The organism is Agrobacterium sp. 22-209-1 (assembly GCF_053522485.1).
The window spans coordinates 77,229-90,430 of sequence record NZ_JBNWCH010000006.1 but is presented as its reverse complement, the minus strand read 5'-3'; the positions used below and the strand labels follow the sequence as shown (position 1 = coordinate 90,430).

At 59.5% G+C, this 13,202-nt stretch carries 13 protein-coding genes; 5 read left to right on the top strand and 8 right to left on the bottom strand.

Features of this window, described 5'->3' with window-relative positions; genetic code table 11:
• Nucleotides 1-61: 61 nt before the first annotated feature.
• Complete coding sequence (locus ACQZ48_RS15085) at nucleotides 62-1,240, bottom strand: hypothetical protein (protein WP_448728957.1); 1,179 nt, start codon at nucleotides 1,238-1,240, stop codon at nucleotides 62-64.
• Nucleotides 1,241-1,510: 270 nt separating this feature from the next.
• Between ACQZ48_RS15085 and ACQZ48_RS15080 the strand changes: the two genes are divergently transcribed.
• Complete coding sequence (locus ACQZ48_RS15080) at nucleotides 1,511-1,798, top strand: hypothetical protein (protein ID WP_077984058.1); 288 nt, start codon at nucleotides 1,511-1,513, stop codon at nucleotides 1,796-1,798.
• Here ACQZ48_RS15080 and ACQZ48_RS15075 read toward each other — a convergent pair.
• Nucleotides 1,755-2,159 carry a hypothetical protein gene (locus ACQZ48_RS15075; protein ID WP_131829425.1) on the bottom strand — a complete coding sequence of 135 codons (405 nt, stop codon included), beginning with the start codon at nucleotides 2,157-2,159 and terminating at the stop codon, nucleotides 1,755-1,757. The two genes, ACQZ48_RS15080 and ACQZ48_RS15075, sit on opposite strands and share 44 nt — an antisense overlap.
• A gap of 33 nt (nucleotides 2,160-2,192) precedes the next feature.
• On the opposite strand from ACQZ48_RS15075, the gene ACQZ48_RS15070 reads away from it, so the two are divergent.
• Nucleotides 2,193-3,374 carry an MFS transporter gene (locus ACQZ48_RS15070; protein WP_448728956.1) on the top strand — a complete coding sequence of 394 codons (1,182 nt, stop codon included), beginning with the start codon at nucleotides 2,193-2,195 and terminating at the stop codon, nucleotides 3,372-3,374.
• Nucleotides 3,375-3,416: 42 nt separating this feature from the next.
• Here the strand turns inward: ACQZ48_RS15070 and ACQZ48_RS15065 are convergent, their stop codons facing one another.
• The 3 genes from ACQZ48_RS15065 to ACQZ48_RS15055 all read right to left on the bottom strand — a co-directional run bounded on the left by ACQZ48_RS15065 (nucleotide 3,417) and on the right by ACQZ48_RS15055 (nucleotide 6,667).
• Entirely contained in the window at nucleotides 3,417-4,409 is a 993-nt protein-coding gene (locus ACQZ48_RS15065; protein WP_080793901.1) for a WD40 repeat domain-containing protein, read from the bottom strand.
• Nucleotides 4,410-4,632: 223 nt separating this feature from the next.
• A complete protein-coding gene (locus ACQZ48_RS15060; protein WP_269826610.1) occupies nucleotides 4,633-5,751 on the bottom strand; it encodes a CobW family GTP-binding protein in 1,119 nt (372 codons plus the stop codon).
• A gap of 115 nt (nucleotides 5,752-5,866) precedes the next feature.
• Nucleotides 5,867-6,667, bottom strand: a complete 801-nt coding sequence (locus ACQZ48_RS15055; RefSeq protein WP_448728955.1) for a creatininase family protein — start codon at nucleotides 6,665-6,667, stop codon at nucleotides 5,867-5,869.
• A 79-nt stretch (nucleotides 6,668-6,746) separates the two neighbouring features.
• Between ACQZ48_RS15055 and ACQZ48_RS15050 the strand changes: the two genes are divergently transcribed.
• The 3 genes from ACQZ48_RS15050 to ACQZ48_RS15040 all read left to right on the top strand — a co-directional run bounded on the left by ACQZ48_RS15050 (nucleotide 6,747) and on the right by ACQZ48_RS15040 (nucleotide 9,783).
• Nucleotides 6,747-7,256: a MarR family winged helix-turn-helix transcriptional regulator gene (locus ACQZ48_RS15050; RefSeq protein WP_142913142.1), complete on the top strand. Its 510-nt coding sequence runs from the start codon at nucleotides 6,747-6,749 to the stop codon at nucleotides 7,254-7,256.
• A gap of 134 nt (nucleotides 7,257-7,390) precedes the next feature.
• Nucleotides 7,391-8,413: a LacI family DNA-binding transcriptional regulator gene (locus ACQZ48_RS15045; protein ID WP_142913140.1), complete on the top strand. Its 1,023-nt coding sequence runs from the start codon at nucleotides 7,391-7,393 to the stop codon at nucleotides 8,411-8,413.
• Nucleotides 8,414-8,820: 407 nt separating this feature from the next.
• Nucleotides 8,821-9,783, top strand: a complete 963-nt coding sequence (locus tag ACQZ48_RS15040; RefSeq protein ID WP_137411971.1) for a 2-hydroxyacid dehydrogenase — start codon at nucleotides 8,821-8,823, stop codon at nucleotides 9,781-9,783.
• 431 nt (nucleotides 9,784-10,214) lie between these two features.
• Here the strand turns inward: ACQZ48_RS15040 and ACQZ48_RS15035 are convergent, their stop codons facing one another.
• The 3 genes from ACQZ48_RS15035 to iolE form a co-directional block, all read right to left on the bottom strand.
• Nucleotides 10,215-11,342: a Gfo/Idh/MocA family protein gene (locus ACQZ48_RS15035; RefSeq protein WP_448728954.1), complete on the bottom strand. Its 1,128-nt coding sequence runs from the start codon at nucleotides 11,340-11,342 to the stop codon at nucleotides 10,215-10,217.
• A 36-nt stretch (nucleotides 11,343-11,378) separates the two neighbouring features.
• Nucleotides 11,379-12,191, bottom strand: a complete 813-nt coding sequence (iolB, locus tag ACQZ48_RS15030; RefSeq protein ID WP_448728953.1) for a 5-deoxy-glucuronate isomerase — start codon at nucleotides 12,189-12,191, stop codon at nucleotides 11,379-11,381.
• A 101-nt stretch (nucleotides 12,192-12,292) separates the two neighbouring features.
• Nucleotides 12,293-13,201, bottom strand: a complete 909-nt coding sequence (gene iolE, locus ACQZ48_RS15025; protein WP_448728952.1) for a myo-inosose-2 dehydratase — start codon at nucleotides 13,199-13,201, stop codon at nucleotides 12,293-12,295.
• Nucleotide 13,202 lies beyond the last annotated feature (1 nt).

Here is a 13,202-nt window from a genome sequence, read left to right as displayed (position 1 = left end):
GAAATTGGGACCGAATTTCGACCTGATGGGTTTGATCCTTCGCGCGGGCCGCCAAGGAATTTCAGAAGGTGCCGCTGAAGCGCGAGGTGATGCTGGAGCCGCTATAGGCAAGATCGGTATCGCGCTCGCCATGCAGCAGGCGGTTGAACTCCAGCTCCAGCTTGCTGTTCTTGCCGGTATCGAAGGACAGCGTTGCGACCAGCCTGCGCTCGCTGGTATCGTAATTATAATAGATCCAGTCCTTGTGGACGCGATGCAGCGCAAGATCGAGCCCCACCTTTTCGGTGAGCCTGCTTTTCATGACGAATTGAAAGCGGCGATGGAATTCCGCAATCGGATCATCCGGATCGAAAAGCGCATAGTCCTGCGAAAAGCCGACGCCGAAGGCGATGCGATCCGTGGCCTTCACCTCGGCCTCGGCCCGCAGATAGGGGCGGGTGCGCTTTACCTTGTCGCTGATCTCATCGCCGGAAATGGATGTGAAACCCGCTTCGGCCAGAACCGCGAAACGGTCGGAGAACCTGTAACCATAGGCCAGAGAGCCGCGCAGCGTTTGGGCCGGGAAACGTTCATATTTTTCCTGCTGCCCCTCAGGCACGGCGATACGGTCGTAAACAAGCGTCAGCCCCGCCTCGCCACCGCCGAGCGATCGTGCATGTTCGGCCTTCAGCGATAAAAGCGCCTCGTTGGCTTCCAGTCGGGTGGGCAGGAAATAGGCCGGGCGGAACCGCGCCTTGCCTTTCATCAGGCTGGCGATGCTTGCCGTCAAGGTGTTCTTGCCGCCAAGGGCGAGGATGCCGAGCTGGGAAGACGCCTCCAGCTTGTGGTCCAGCTGTCGGTAACCAATGTCTTCTTCCGGCAGATGCAGGAAAATATCGCCGGCATCGCTGCGGGTACCGCGCAGCTCAACAGCCCATTCCAGCTTGTCGGAAAAGCGCTTCGTCAGACCCAGTGTAGCGATGGTGTTATGTTCATTGGCGAAACGATAGCGGGGTAGGCGAACCTCTTCCTGCTCGAGCGAATAACGCAGCTCCGCCCCCTCCAGCGTTATCTTGCCATTGAGCCCGAAGCCGGTGCGCAGCGATATCGCGCTCAGCTGGTTGGTGTCGGCGAAATAATTGCTGTCATAAGCAATGCCGGATTTATAGGTGACATTGTGCTCCTCGGCCTTTTGCTGCGCCTGCGCGCCGCAGGCGCAGGCAAGCCCGAGAACAAGCGCGATATATCCCCCCAGCCGCATTCGCATCTCCGGTCGCTAATTAAGCAATATCTTATATTTGGATGGTTAATAAAGTCTCCCGCACCATTTTACGTTCGGAGCCGAAATTCATGGCGTCTATGCCGAAATAGAGATGGTGGGCTCGAAAAGATGATGTGTAAAATTCTATTAAAATCACCAGTATTAAAGTTAATTTTTCATTGTAATATTAGCATTTGCTTGAATTAGAATCCTCTAAATATACAGTTCAGTTACGCCAGATGGCGTGATCAAACAAAAGAGGAGAGAGAAATGATTGCAAAGTTCGCTTGTGTAGCCGCTATTCTTACTGTCGCTTCCGTTGGTCAGGCCAATGCGGGCGGTCTTCTGGGAGGCATACTGTCCGGCAACAGCAACAAGGGCGGCGCCCTTGTCGTCGTCTCGCCCAGCATCGATCTCGGTGTCAACGGCATCCTGTCCAATAACGGGATTCTGAATGGCAACAAGACCGGCATTCTGAACGGTGTGCTGAACGGCAACAAGACGTCCGTCGATGTCATCGACAACAAGAACGGCGGCGGCAAAAAGCGCCGGCACTAACTGAAACGTGGAACGGGATGGCGAAACCATCGGGCTTTTCCCCATCCCGCTCCAACGGAACAGCTCGAAAATCATCAGGGATTTTCGACGCAGACGATGCGCGCAGCACATAAGCCGGCAACGATCCTCGAGTTGCGTGTGTTTGACGCATGGCGTTTCCGGCAAGAACAAACGGCGCATCGCATGACTGGAAGAGGGCCTCGCGGCCCTCTTTTTTGTCCGGTTTCTTCACAACATTGAAGCCGAGCCGGTGTACCGGATGGGGAAGACGACTTGTTTTCTTCGAGAAGCGAAACCGCATTCGTTCCTTCGGACGGGCTTGAACCACAGAGCATTTTGGTGTGATGGTGGTCGCCGTCATCCCGTGCCGCCTCCCAGCCTTCACTCGATTCCCATGCCACAGAAAAGCACTTTGCCGGGCGCTTTCGATCGTCAGGCCTATATGATCGCGCTGCTGGTTTTCATCGCCGGCAGCACCAATGCTGCCATTGTGCCGTTTATCGGTTTCTACATCATCCAGGTGCTTGGCCATCCGCCGGCAACGCTCGGCCTTTACAGCGTGACGGCAGCGCTTGCCTCCATCATCGCCAGCCGTATCTATGGCGAGCGGGTGGATGCCGGTGTGCGGGTGAGGCCGTTGCTGCTGCTTTCCGTCGCCGGGGCTTTCGTGGCGGCGGCGGCGGCGAGTTTCGGGCATCTGGCGCTGCTGGTGGCGGTCACGGCGACAGGCATGGGGCTTTCCAACGCGGCCACCACACTTGTCTTCAGTTACGGCCGTTATCATGGCCGGATCGAGGCGCTCGACACCATCTCTTATAATGCTTTCCTCAGGATGATGGTATCGCTGGCATGGATGTTGTTGCCGGCTGCCGCCTTTCTGATCGTCGATCTCGCCGGTGCAAAGGCCGTCTTCGTGAACGCGATGCTGATGGCGGCCACCTGGGGGGCGCTTGCGTTTACAATCGTGCCGCGTGGCCAGACCTGCCCTATGGAGCGGCGAGATGAAGGCGGGGTCGATACGGGGCGCAACTTGCCGCTATTGATGGCGGCGGCAGCGAGTTTCTGCATGTCTTTCGCCCACGCTCTTTGCGCCTCGGCCCTGCCGGTGTTTCTGGTGCGTGAGGTGGGCTTGCCGGACTATGCGCCGGGCCTTTCGCTCAGCGTCAAATGCGCCATGGAAGTCCTGCTCATTCTTCTTGCGCCGCGCATCATGCGCCTGATCAGCGCACGGCTGCTGCTGAGCGGCGCGGCGATAACGGCGATAATCGCCTTCAACATCATCGCTTCCGTCACGACCCTGCCCGCAATGCTGCTGGGCGCTGCGATGGAGGGTGCCTATTACGGCCTTTTTGCCGGCACCTGCCTCACCTTCGTGCAGGGCTTTGCCCACGGACGCACGGCCCGGGCGACGGCGCTCTATATGAATTCGATTTTTCTCGCCGCGCTGTTTGCGGTGCCGCTAATGGGGTTCGTATCGCAATATGCCAGCTTCGGCACCTCTATTCGCCTTGCTTCAGTCGGGGCGGGTGCGGCGCTGCTGCTACTGTTTCTGACGCGGCGGCAGGTGGCGGAATAGGGCGTTCCGGCGAAAGTGCGGAGCAACCCATTACGCCATCCATCAAGCCGAAATATCGATGATCCCGCAATCGCCCGCTTCGGACGCAAAGGCGAGCAGTTTGCCGGTAGCGCTCCAGTCCATGGACGTAATAGCGCCCTTGCCGGGGCGGCGCAGCAGGGCTTCCTTGCCGTCGGCGAGGCGCACGCCGAGGATCATGCCGTCGATGAAGCCGATGGCGAGTACATCTTCCACCGGATGGAAGGCGACATTGGTGGCCATGATATTAGCGCGGCTACCGAGTTCTTCCGGGGCCTTGCCCATCGGGCCATCCTTGCCGGAGAAGGGCCAGACGATCGCGGCGGGGGCGCCCGATGAGGCGAGCCACTTGCCCTTTGCCGACCATGACACGGATTTGACCTTGGCGGGATAACCCGTCATGCGCATGTGGCGGGCTTCCATGCCGCCCTTGGTGGCTTCCATCTTCCAGCCGTGCAGGGCGTTTTCCTGCATGGTGGTCACAAGGAACTTGCCATCGGGCGAGAACGTGACGCCGGTATGCGCACCCTTCCATTCCAGATCGACGGGATCGCCTGCCGTCGCCACCCAGTGCAGCGTCACGCCGTTGTAACGGGCAACGGCAATGCGCAGGCCTTTCGGTGCAAAGGCGATCGCCTCCACCGTGCGTTCTTCCTTGAATTCCTTGACCGTGCCGTCGGACAGTCGCACGAAGCTGGATTTGCCGACGCCATAAGCGACCGCCTTCTGCGGGCCGCCGGCAACGACGCCCACCCATTTGCGCGGTACATTGGCGATCTCGCTGATGCTGCCATCATGGCCGATGCGCAGCACGCGCCCGTCTTCGCCGCCGGAAAGCAGCGTGGCGCTATAGGGGTCACGAATGCAGGTCAAAAGCCCGTCATGCGCCTCGGTCACCTTCTCGCCGCCATCCAGCCGGTGAATGGTGCCGGCGGCGGTGGCAAACAGGGGAATGTCGCCGAGAAAATGGGTCGAGACCACGTGGCCTTCGATATCAAGCGGGGCAACAGTCGGCATGGGGCATCGGTCTTTCGTATCAGTGTTTTTTGTTTGGTGGATTTCGGTCGCTGACAAAGGTCGGGAAGACCCGTTGGTGCGGTTTCAACCCGTTGCGTCATGGTCGGGCTTGACCCGGCCATCCACATGCTGGCGGCAATGGGTCCTCGGGTCAAGCCCGAGGATGACGTCGAGCGTGGGGAGGCACCGAGCATGAGCGTCTCGGTGCCTTCCCTTGAAAACCTCAGGCCGTCGCGAGGCAGGCGTTAAAACTCTTTTCCAGCTTCTCGCGGTCCAGTTCGCGGCCGATGAAGACGAGGCGGCTTTCGCGCTTTTCGTCTTCCTTCCACGGGCGCTGGTGATCGCCCTCGATGATCATGTGCACGCCCTGCACCACGTAACGTTCCGCATCGCCCTTGAAGGCGATGATGCCCTTGAGGCGCAGGATGTTCGGGCCGTCTGTCTGGGTTACTTTCTGGATCCACGGGAAGAACCGCTCCGGATTCATCTCGCCGCCGCGCAGCGATACCGACTGCACCGTCACGTCATGGATCGGGGAGACCGCGCCATGGTGGTGATCGTGGCCATGGTCGTGCGCATGGTCATGATCGTGATCGTGATCGTGGTCATGATGATGGTGATCATGGCCGTGGTCGTGATGATGATGATCGCAATCGGGGCCGCAAACGTGGTCGTCATGGCCGTGCTCGAGGAAATGCGGGTCGTTTTCCAGCGCGCGTTCCAGGTTGAAGGCGCCCTGATCGAGAACCCGGGCGAGATCGACGCCGGAACGGGTGGTCTTGTAGATACGGGCGGAAGGATTGATGGCGCGCACGATATCTTCGATGCGGGCGACTTCCTCCGGCGAAACGAGATCGGTCTTGTTGACGACAACGACGTCGGCAAAGGCGATCTGGTCTTCGGCCTCGCGGCTGTCCTTCAGGCGCAGCGGCAGATGCTTGGCGTCAACGAGGGCAACGACAGCATCTAGCTCGGTCTTGGCGCGCACGTCGTCATCCATGAAGAAGGTCTGGGCGACAGGAACGGGGTCGGCAAGACCTGTGGTCTCGACGATGATACCGTCGAAACGGCCCGGACGGCGCATCAGGCCTTCCACGACGCGGATAAGGTCGCCACGCACCGTGCAGCACACGCAACCATTGTTCATTTCGTAGATTTCCTCGTCGGATTCGACGATCAGATCGTTGTCGATGCCGATCTCGCCGAATTCATTGACGATGACAGCGTATTTCTTGCCGTGGTTCTCGGAGAGAATGCGGTTGAGAAGCGTCGTTTTGCCGGCGCCGAGATATCCCGTCAGGACGGTGACTGGAATGGGCTTGGCTGGTGCTGTTTCGGTCATGGAAACCTCGTGTGGAGCAAGGCCGGTCGCGGCCTTAAGGAATAAGTGTCGTCGTCCATATAGGCGCGACGTTCCGGCAGTTCAAAGGGATTCTGGCCGGTTTCGGCTGAGTTTTTCAAATTTTGTTATGAAATAACGTTATGTCAAAAGCGTGGACATCTTCAAGCAGTTCGACGAGGCCCGATACAGCATGGGAAATCAGCCTTTCGCCCTTTTCGGCCGAGGCGACTGCCGCGTTTCCGGCAACGCCATCGGGATTCAGGTCGCTCATCAGCCAGCCGAAGGCGTGGGGGCCATAGGCGCGCAGATGTCTGAAGCGCTGTGCGAAGTCGCTTTGGCGCGAGGGGAAATTCTCGGCTTTTTCCATCGCCACACGTTCGGGGTGAAGCGCGAGCATGACGGATGTCTCGATATCGCCGCCGTGGATGTCGACCGCCTTGTCCTGCGGCTTCACGATATCGGCAGGCACGCCGAAACGGGTCCAGCTTGTGGCGACCGCCAGCATACCGAAACGGACGCGGGCCTCGGTGGCGACGACGGTCATCAGCGGTGAATTGCCGCCATGAGCGTTCAGCATCACGAATTTGCGCACGCCCTTTTTATATTCCGCCTCGGCGATGCCGAGCCAGCGCTCGATGGCTTCATCGTAACGCAGTGTCTTCGTGCCCGGCACGTCCATGTGTTCGATGGAATAACCGACCGGTTCCGCGGGCAGGAAGGAGACGGGCAGGTGGGCGGGCAGGGCGGCGGCAAGGCGGGTGACGATGCCTTCGGCAATCAGCGTATCGGTCTCGAAGGGCAGGTGCGGCCCATGCTGCTCGTGCGCACCGAGCGGCAGGACGGAGATTGCTCCTGTTGCGCGAAGATGAGGCTCTGTTACGTTTTCGTCGTGATAATGCGTGTATGAGTTTGGCATCTGGCAGTCCGCGCGTGCATTCGATAAGGATTTCCAGCAACATATATCGGTTCCGCCACAGGGTAAAAGGCACTCGCATATGAGCAAGGACAAATCCGGGAACAAGGACAAAACCGCCAAGAAGGAAAAGGGCGGCAAGAAGGCCAAGGACGCCAAAAAAAGGGATGAGAATTTCAACCCCGAGGAACTGGCGCAATCCATCACTCAGGCCGCCCGCTCCATGCGCACGGCGCTGAGCCACAGTCTTGCCGAAAGCGGCCTTTATGCCGGACAGGACGGCGTTATCCTGGCGCTGGCGCAGGAAGGCAGCCTGACACCCGGGCAGATCGCCCAGAAACTCGGCGTCAAGGCGCCCACCATGACGCGCACGATCGGCCGCATGGAAGCCCAAGGCTTCGTGGAGCGCAGCGGTGACGACGAGGATGGCCGTGTGACGCTGGTGAAGCTGACGGAAGCGGGTCTGAAAAGCGTCGAACACATCAATGTTTCCATCGCCAATTGCGGCGCAAGAGCCGTCGAGGGGCTTTCGGCCAAGGATGTACGTAACATCGTTAAACTCTTGAAGGCGATAGACGCCAATCTTCAATAATTTTTGCTGAAATTTTTAAAAGAGCCATCTGTTTTGTGGGTATTCCTTAAACGGGTTGCGGATTTTGTTTAAATTGTTTAATTGCAATTTAAACGGAGCTATCCGTCATCGACGTGCGTTTGGGGAGGAATGCCGTGGCCCAAAAGGTCAAATTGTCCACGATTGCCGAAAGCCTCGGACTTTCGACCGCCACCATCTCTCTTGCATTGCGCGATAGCCCGCTGGTCGCCGCCGATACGCGGGAAAAGATCAAGGAACAGGCGCGGGCGCTGGGTTATATCTATAACCGCCGCGCCGCCAGCCTGCGCACCTCCCGCTCCGGTATTGTCGGCGTGGTGTTCCACGATGTGATGAACCCCTTCTATGGCGAAATCCTGAAAGCCATTGAAAGCGAGCTGGACCGCAGCCGACAGACGTTCATCCTGTCCAACCACTACGATTCGGTGGAAAAACAGCGCACCTTCATTGAAACGCTGCTGCAGCTCGGCTCTGACGGCATCATCATGTCTCCGGCGATCGGCACGCCGGTCGAGGATATGACGCTCGCCGAAGAAAACGGCATGCCCGCCATTCTGGTGGCCCGCTCCATGGACGGCGTTGACATGCCAACCTATCGCGGCGATGACAGCTACGGCATTTCGCTCGCCACCAACCACCTCATCAGTCTCGGCCACCGCACCATCGCCATGGTTGGCGGTACCGACCAGACCTCGACGGGGCGTGACCGTTATCAGGGTTATGTCAATGCGCTGCGCAAGGCGGGCATCGAGGTCGATCCGAACCTGCGCATTCCCGGCCCGCGCTCCAAACAGGGCGGCTTCGAGGCGGCGGTGCATTTCCTCTCGCTGCCGCAGAAGCCGACCGCCGCCGTGTGTTGGAACGATCTCGTCGCCATCGGTCTCATGAACGGCATTTCCCGCGCCGGTCTGGTGCCGGGTGTCGATATTTCAGTAACGGGCTACGACGATCTGGAGGAAGCTGCCATCGCCACCCCGGCGCTGACCACCGTTTCCAACGGCCAGGCCGAGGTGGGGCGCTTGGCGGCCCGCGCGCTGCTGGACAGGCTGGCGGGCAGCCATGAACCTGATGGTATTCACCTCATCAAACCGGAAATGCGCATCCGGCAATCGACTGGGCCGGTGCGGCCGCGGGTGTGAGCTTGACCCAACGGCAGGAAGTGGTCTTGGCGATGCCAGCCGCGCCGAGGTCAATCCTCGGGCCTGTCCCGAGGATCCGCAACCTATTGATTTTGTTGGTATGGTTAGACCCTTGGACAAGCCCAAGGGTGACGTTGCGAAAAGCTGTATCCATCGCGCTCAATGCCGTGATGTGTGCTCTTTTTAGAAGGTCACACCCTGCAGCGATGAAACAGCCCGGCACGACGGTGCGAGGCGCCGCCAAAAAATCGGCATGAAACCTCCCTCTGCCCCCACAACATCCCCTTATTGGCCTTTTCACGGCGGTCGTTGTTTGAAAAGATCGCCGCCATGAGGAGTGGGATGGCAAGCGGTTCGCTTGACGACCACTCCTGATATCGGAATGTTATCTGGAGGAATATCCGCTCATGTCTGACAAAAAGGCCGTCGTTCTCGTTCCCGGCAAGATAAACCCTCGCGTTCTCGAACGCCTCGAAGGCAAGGTCGAGATTGTGGCAGTGCCTGCCGGTGCCGAGCCGGTTTTGCCGGAGGGCGCGGCCGGACGCGTCAATGCGATTGCTGTTTCTGGCGCCGTCAACGCAAAGTGGATCGATGCGCTGCCGAAGCTCGAGATCATCGCCAATTTCGGCGTGGGTTATGATGGTGTCGACGCCAAACACGCCGCCACCCGTGGCGTCGTGGTGACGAATACGCCTGATGTGCTGAATGACGAAGTGGCCGATACGACGATTGCGCTGTTGATTAACACCGTGCGCCGTCTTTATCAGGCCGAGACCTGGCTGCGGGATGGCAAATGGGTTGGCGAAGGCCCGTTCGCACTGTCGCCGTTTTCGCTGCGCGGCCGCAAGGTCGGCCTGTTCGGCATGGGCCGCATCGGCCAGGAAATCGCCAAGCGGCTTGAACCCTTCAAGGTGGAGATCGGCTATCACACCCGCAGCAAGCGCGACGAACTCTCCTACACCTATTATGGCTCGCTGAAGGAAATGGCAGAGACCGTCGATACGCTGATCTGTATCGTGCCGGGCACACCAGAGACACACAAGGCGATCAATGCCGACGTGCTGACCGCGCTCGGGCCTGAGGGCGTGTTCATCAATGTAGGCCGCGGCTCCAGCGTCGATGAGGACGCACTGCTTGAGGCGCTTAAAAGTGGCGCTTTGGGGGCTGCCGGTCTCGACGTGTTCTATGCCGAGCCGAAGGTGCCGGAAGCTTTCCTGTCGCTGCCGAATGTCTCCCTGCTGCCGCATGTCGCCTCCGCCTCGGTTCCCACCCGCAACGCCATGGCCGATCTGGTGGCCGACAATATTCTCGGCTGGTTCAGGGACCGCAAGGTGCTGACGCCGGTGCCGGAGACGCCGGTCAAGGGCTGAGGCCTTTCCTCCGTCATCCTCGGGCTTGTCCCGAAATCTAACCACGTCGCGTTAGATCGATCGATTGCAGATGCTCGGGACAGGCCCACTGCCGTCCGGTTTAAATTTTGATTGAGGCCTAAGCCGGTTGGGACGGGTGACACCCCCTCGGCGTCATCCTCGGCCCTGTGCCGAGGATCTAATCACGTCGAAGAAAATCAATCGGTTGCAGATCCTCGGGACAAGCCCGAGGATGACGTTGGAGGGTTTGACACGATCTGTCACCCCACAGTCCACGCTACGCTTCATTTCGTGTCAATTCCCTCGCGATCTTGATAAAATCCAAAAAAATCAATACCATGAACCTCGACAGAAAATTTAAACCGGACAGCAGTGGGACAGGCCCGAGCATGACAAAGGAGGTGAGCGTGGCGCTCACCCCCTATCTGTCCCTATTCCGCAATTTCCTCCGTCGCCACCCAGCGCCCTTCTGCAAATGACCGGGCCATGGCGTGAATGCTGCGCTCGATCTTCAGCCCTTCGTCGAAATCGATGATATGGGCCTTCTTGCCTTCTATGGACGCTATCAGTTCCCGGCATTCGATCACTTTCAGATCGTTGAAGCCGAGGCCGTGGCCGGGGGCTGGGATGAAGCGGTCGTAGGGCTTGTGGTGGGGGGCGGTGAGAATGGTTCTAAAGCCCTGCTCTTCCGGGCGTCCGTCCGTGGTGTAGAGCTGGAATTCGTTCATTCGCTCCTGATCGAACAGGATGGAGCCGGCGGAGCCATATATCTGGATGGCGATGCGGCCCTTGCGGCCCCAGGCGGAGCGGTTGGCGATGAGCACGGCTGAAATGCCGCCTTCCAGCTTCAGGATAACGCTGGCAAGATCATGCGTCTCGACCGCACGTTCGCCACCGCCGGCAAGCGGGCGGGTTTCGTAAGGTTTGACCATGTCGGTGATGGCGCTTTGCGCATGGCCGAACAGGGCGAAGAGCAGTGACAACGGATGCACGGCGAAATCATCCAGTGCGCCGTAACCGGAGGATGCCTCGCTCTTCCAGTAGAAGGGCTGGGTGGCATCGGCCATGAAGTCCTCGTCCATTTCGGCCCGGACGTGATAGACCTTGCCGATGGCGCCTTCGTCGATCAGGCGGCGGATATGGCGGATGACGGGGTTCTGGATGTAGTTGTAACCCATCGCCGCTGCCTTGCCGGATCGGCGGGCCGCATCGCGCATCTTCACCGCGTCAGTAAAGGCAGGCGCCATCGGCTTTTCGCACCAGACGTGCTTGCCGGCCTCAAGTGCGGCAATCGCCATTTCCGGGTGGAAGGCGTTCGGTGTGGTGACAGAGATGACGTCGATTTCAGGATCGGACAGCAGGTCGCGCCAGTTGCCCGTAGAACGGACAAAACCGAACTCCGCCGCTTTTTTGGCAGCAAGCTCCGGGTTGACTTCCGCGAGCGTCACGAGGCGGGGGCGTTCCACATCGCCGAAGACGCTGGTGACGTTGTTCCACGCAAGCGCGTGGCATTTGCCCATGTAACCGGTGCCGATAAGGCCCACGCCAAGAGCGGCCATGGTCATTCCTCCCAAAATTTAAAGTGAAAATAGCGGTCAGGGATTATCGCGCTTGAAAATCCAGTCATGATCGGGATGGTTCTTGAACCGCCATTTGCGCATCGGCCCCGCCATCACGTTCAGATAATACATCTCGTACCCATAGGGCGCGCCGCAGGGGTGGTGACCCTTCGGCACCAGCACGACATCCCCGTCCGATACCGCCATGGTCTCGTCCAGCGAGCCGTCTTCGGTGAAGACGCGCTGGAAGCCGAAACCCTGGGCCGGATTGAGGCGATGATAATAGGTCTCTTCCAGATAGGTCATGTCGGGGTAGTTATCCTCATCGTGCCGGTGCGGCGGATAGGACGACCAGTTGCCCGACGGGGTGAAAACTTCCGTCACCAGCAGGCTGTCGGCCACATCGCGCTCTTCCATGGCGATGGGGAAGATGTAACGCGTGTTGGCGCCCTTGCCGCGCTCGGTCAGCTGCACGCCATTGGGGCCAATCTGCTGCGCCTCGCGGTTGCCTTTTTCGCCGGGCGCGGTGCAGACACCGATTGTGCAGTCCGTCGTGGCGGTCAGCGACCATTCGGAGCCGGCGGGAACATAAACGCAGTGCGGCGGCTTGCGCTCGAATACATTCATGCGGTCGCCGAGTTCACCGAAGTCCTTACCGCCTGCGGAAATCATCGCCTTGCCTTCGACCAGCACGAGGATGACTTCCGTATCGCCGGTGTTTTCCGCCGCCGTTTCGCCCGGCTTCAGGCGGTAAAGGCCGAAACCGACATAACCCCAATCCGCGCTTTGGGGCGTGATATCGTGCACCTTGCCGCTGGTCGCGACCGGCTTGCGCAGAAGTGAGGTCATGGTGGTGTTTCCTTTTTTGGTCAGTCGTTCAATTCATCGGGCGGCTATTCCCGCGTTTCCCTCATCCCGGTGACGAGCACAGGAACGAGGGAGAAAAGGCTTCAAGCAGCCTCAGCCTTGTCCAGCCCCGCTTCGCGCGCAAAAGCCTTCAGCGATTTCAGCCCAAGGCTCTGATATTCAAACGGGTTGCGCACATCAGGGTCCTGTTCGGCCTCGATCACCAGCCAGCCGCTGTAATTGTGCTCGGCGGCAATTTTCAGCACGGCTGAGAAGTTCACGCCGCCCTCGCTGTCACCTGGCACGGTGAATACGCCGCGGCGAACGCCTTCGAGGAAGGAAAGCCGCTCGTTCCGAACCTGCTCGGCAATGACTGGGCGCACGTTCTTGGCGTGGATATGGCCGACGCGGCCCATGTATTTCTGCGCGACGCGGACGGGGTCGCCGCCGCCGAACAGGCAATGGCCGGTATCGAGCAGCAGATGGGTCTTCGGACCGGTATGCTTCATCAGGAGATCGATCTCCTCTTCGCTCTCGACCACCGTGCCCATGTGGTGATGATAGACGAGGGTGATGCCCTGTTCCGCGGCAAAGGTGGCCAGCGCCTCGACACCTGCGCCGAACTTTGCCCAGTCCTCGGCCGCAAGGCGCGGACGGTCGACCAGCGCCGTGTCATCGGCGCCGTGGATGGCGTTGGAGGTTTCGCAGACGATGATGACCTTCGAGCCCATGGCCTTCAGGAGATCGAGCGCCGGCTGCATGGCCTTCTTTTCGGAGTCGATGTCGTCGGTCAGGAGGTTCAGCGAATGCCAGCCGGAGACGAAGGAGAGGCCGCGCGGCGAAAGCACGCCCTTCAGGCCTTCCGGGTCGGTCGGGAATTTGTGCCCCTTCTCGATACCGTCGAAACCGATCTTGGCGGTTTCATCGAGGCATTGCTCCAGGCTGATATGCGCACCCAGCGTCCGGTCGTCGTCATTGGACCAGGCAATCGGGTTGGTTCCGTAACGGATCATC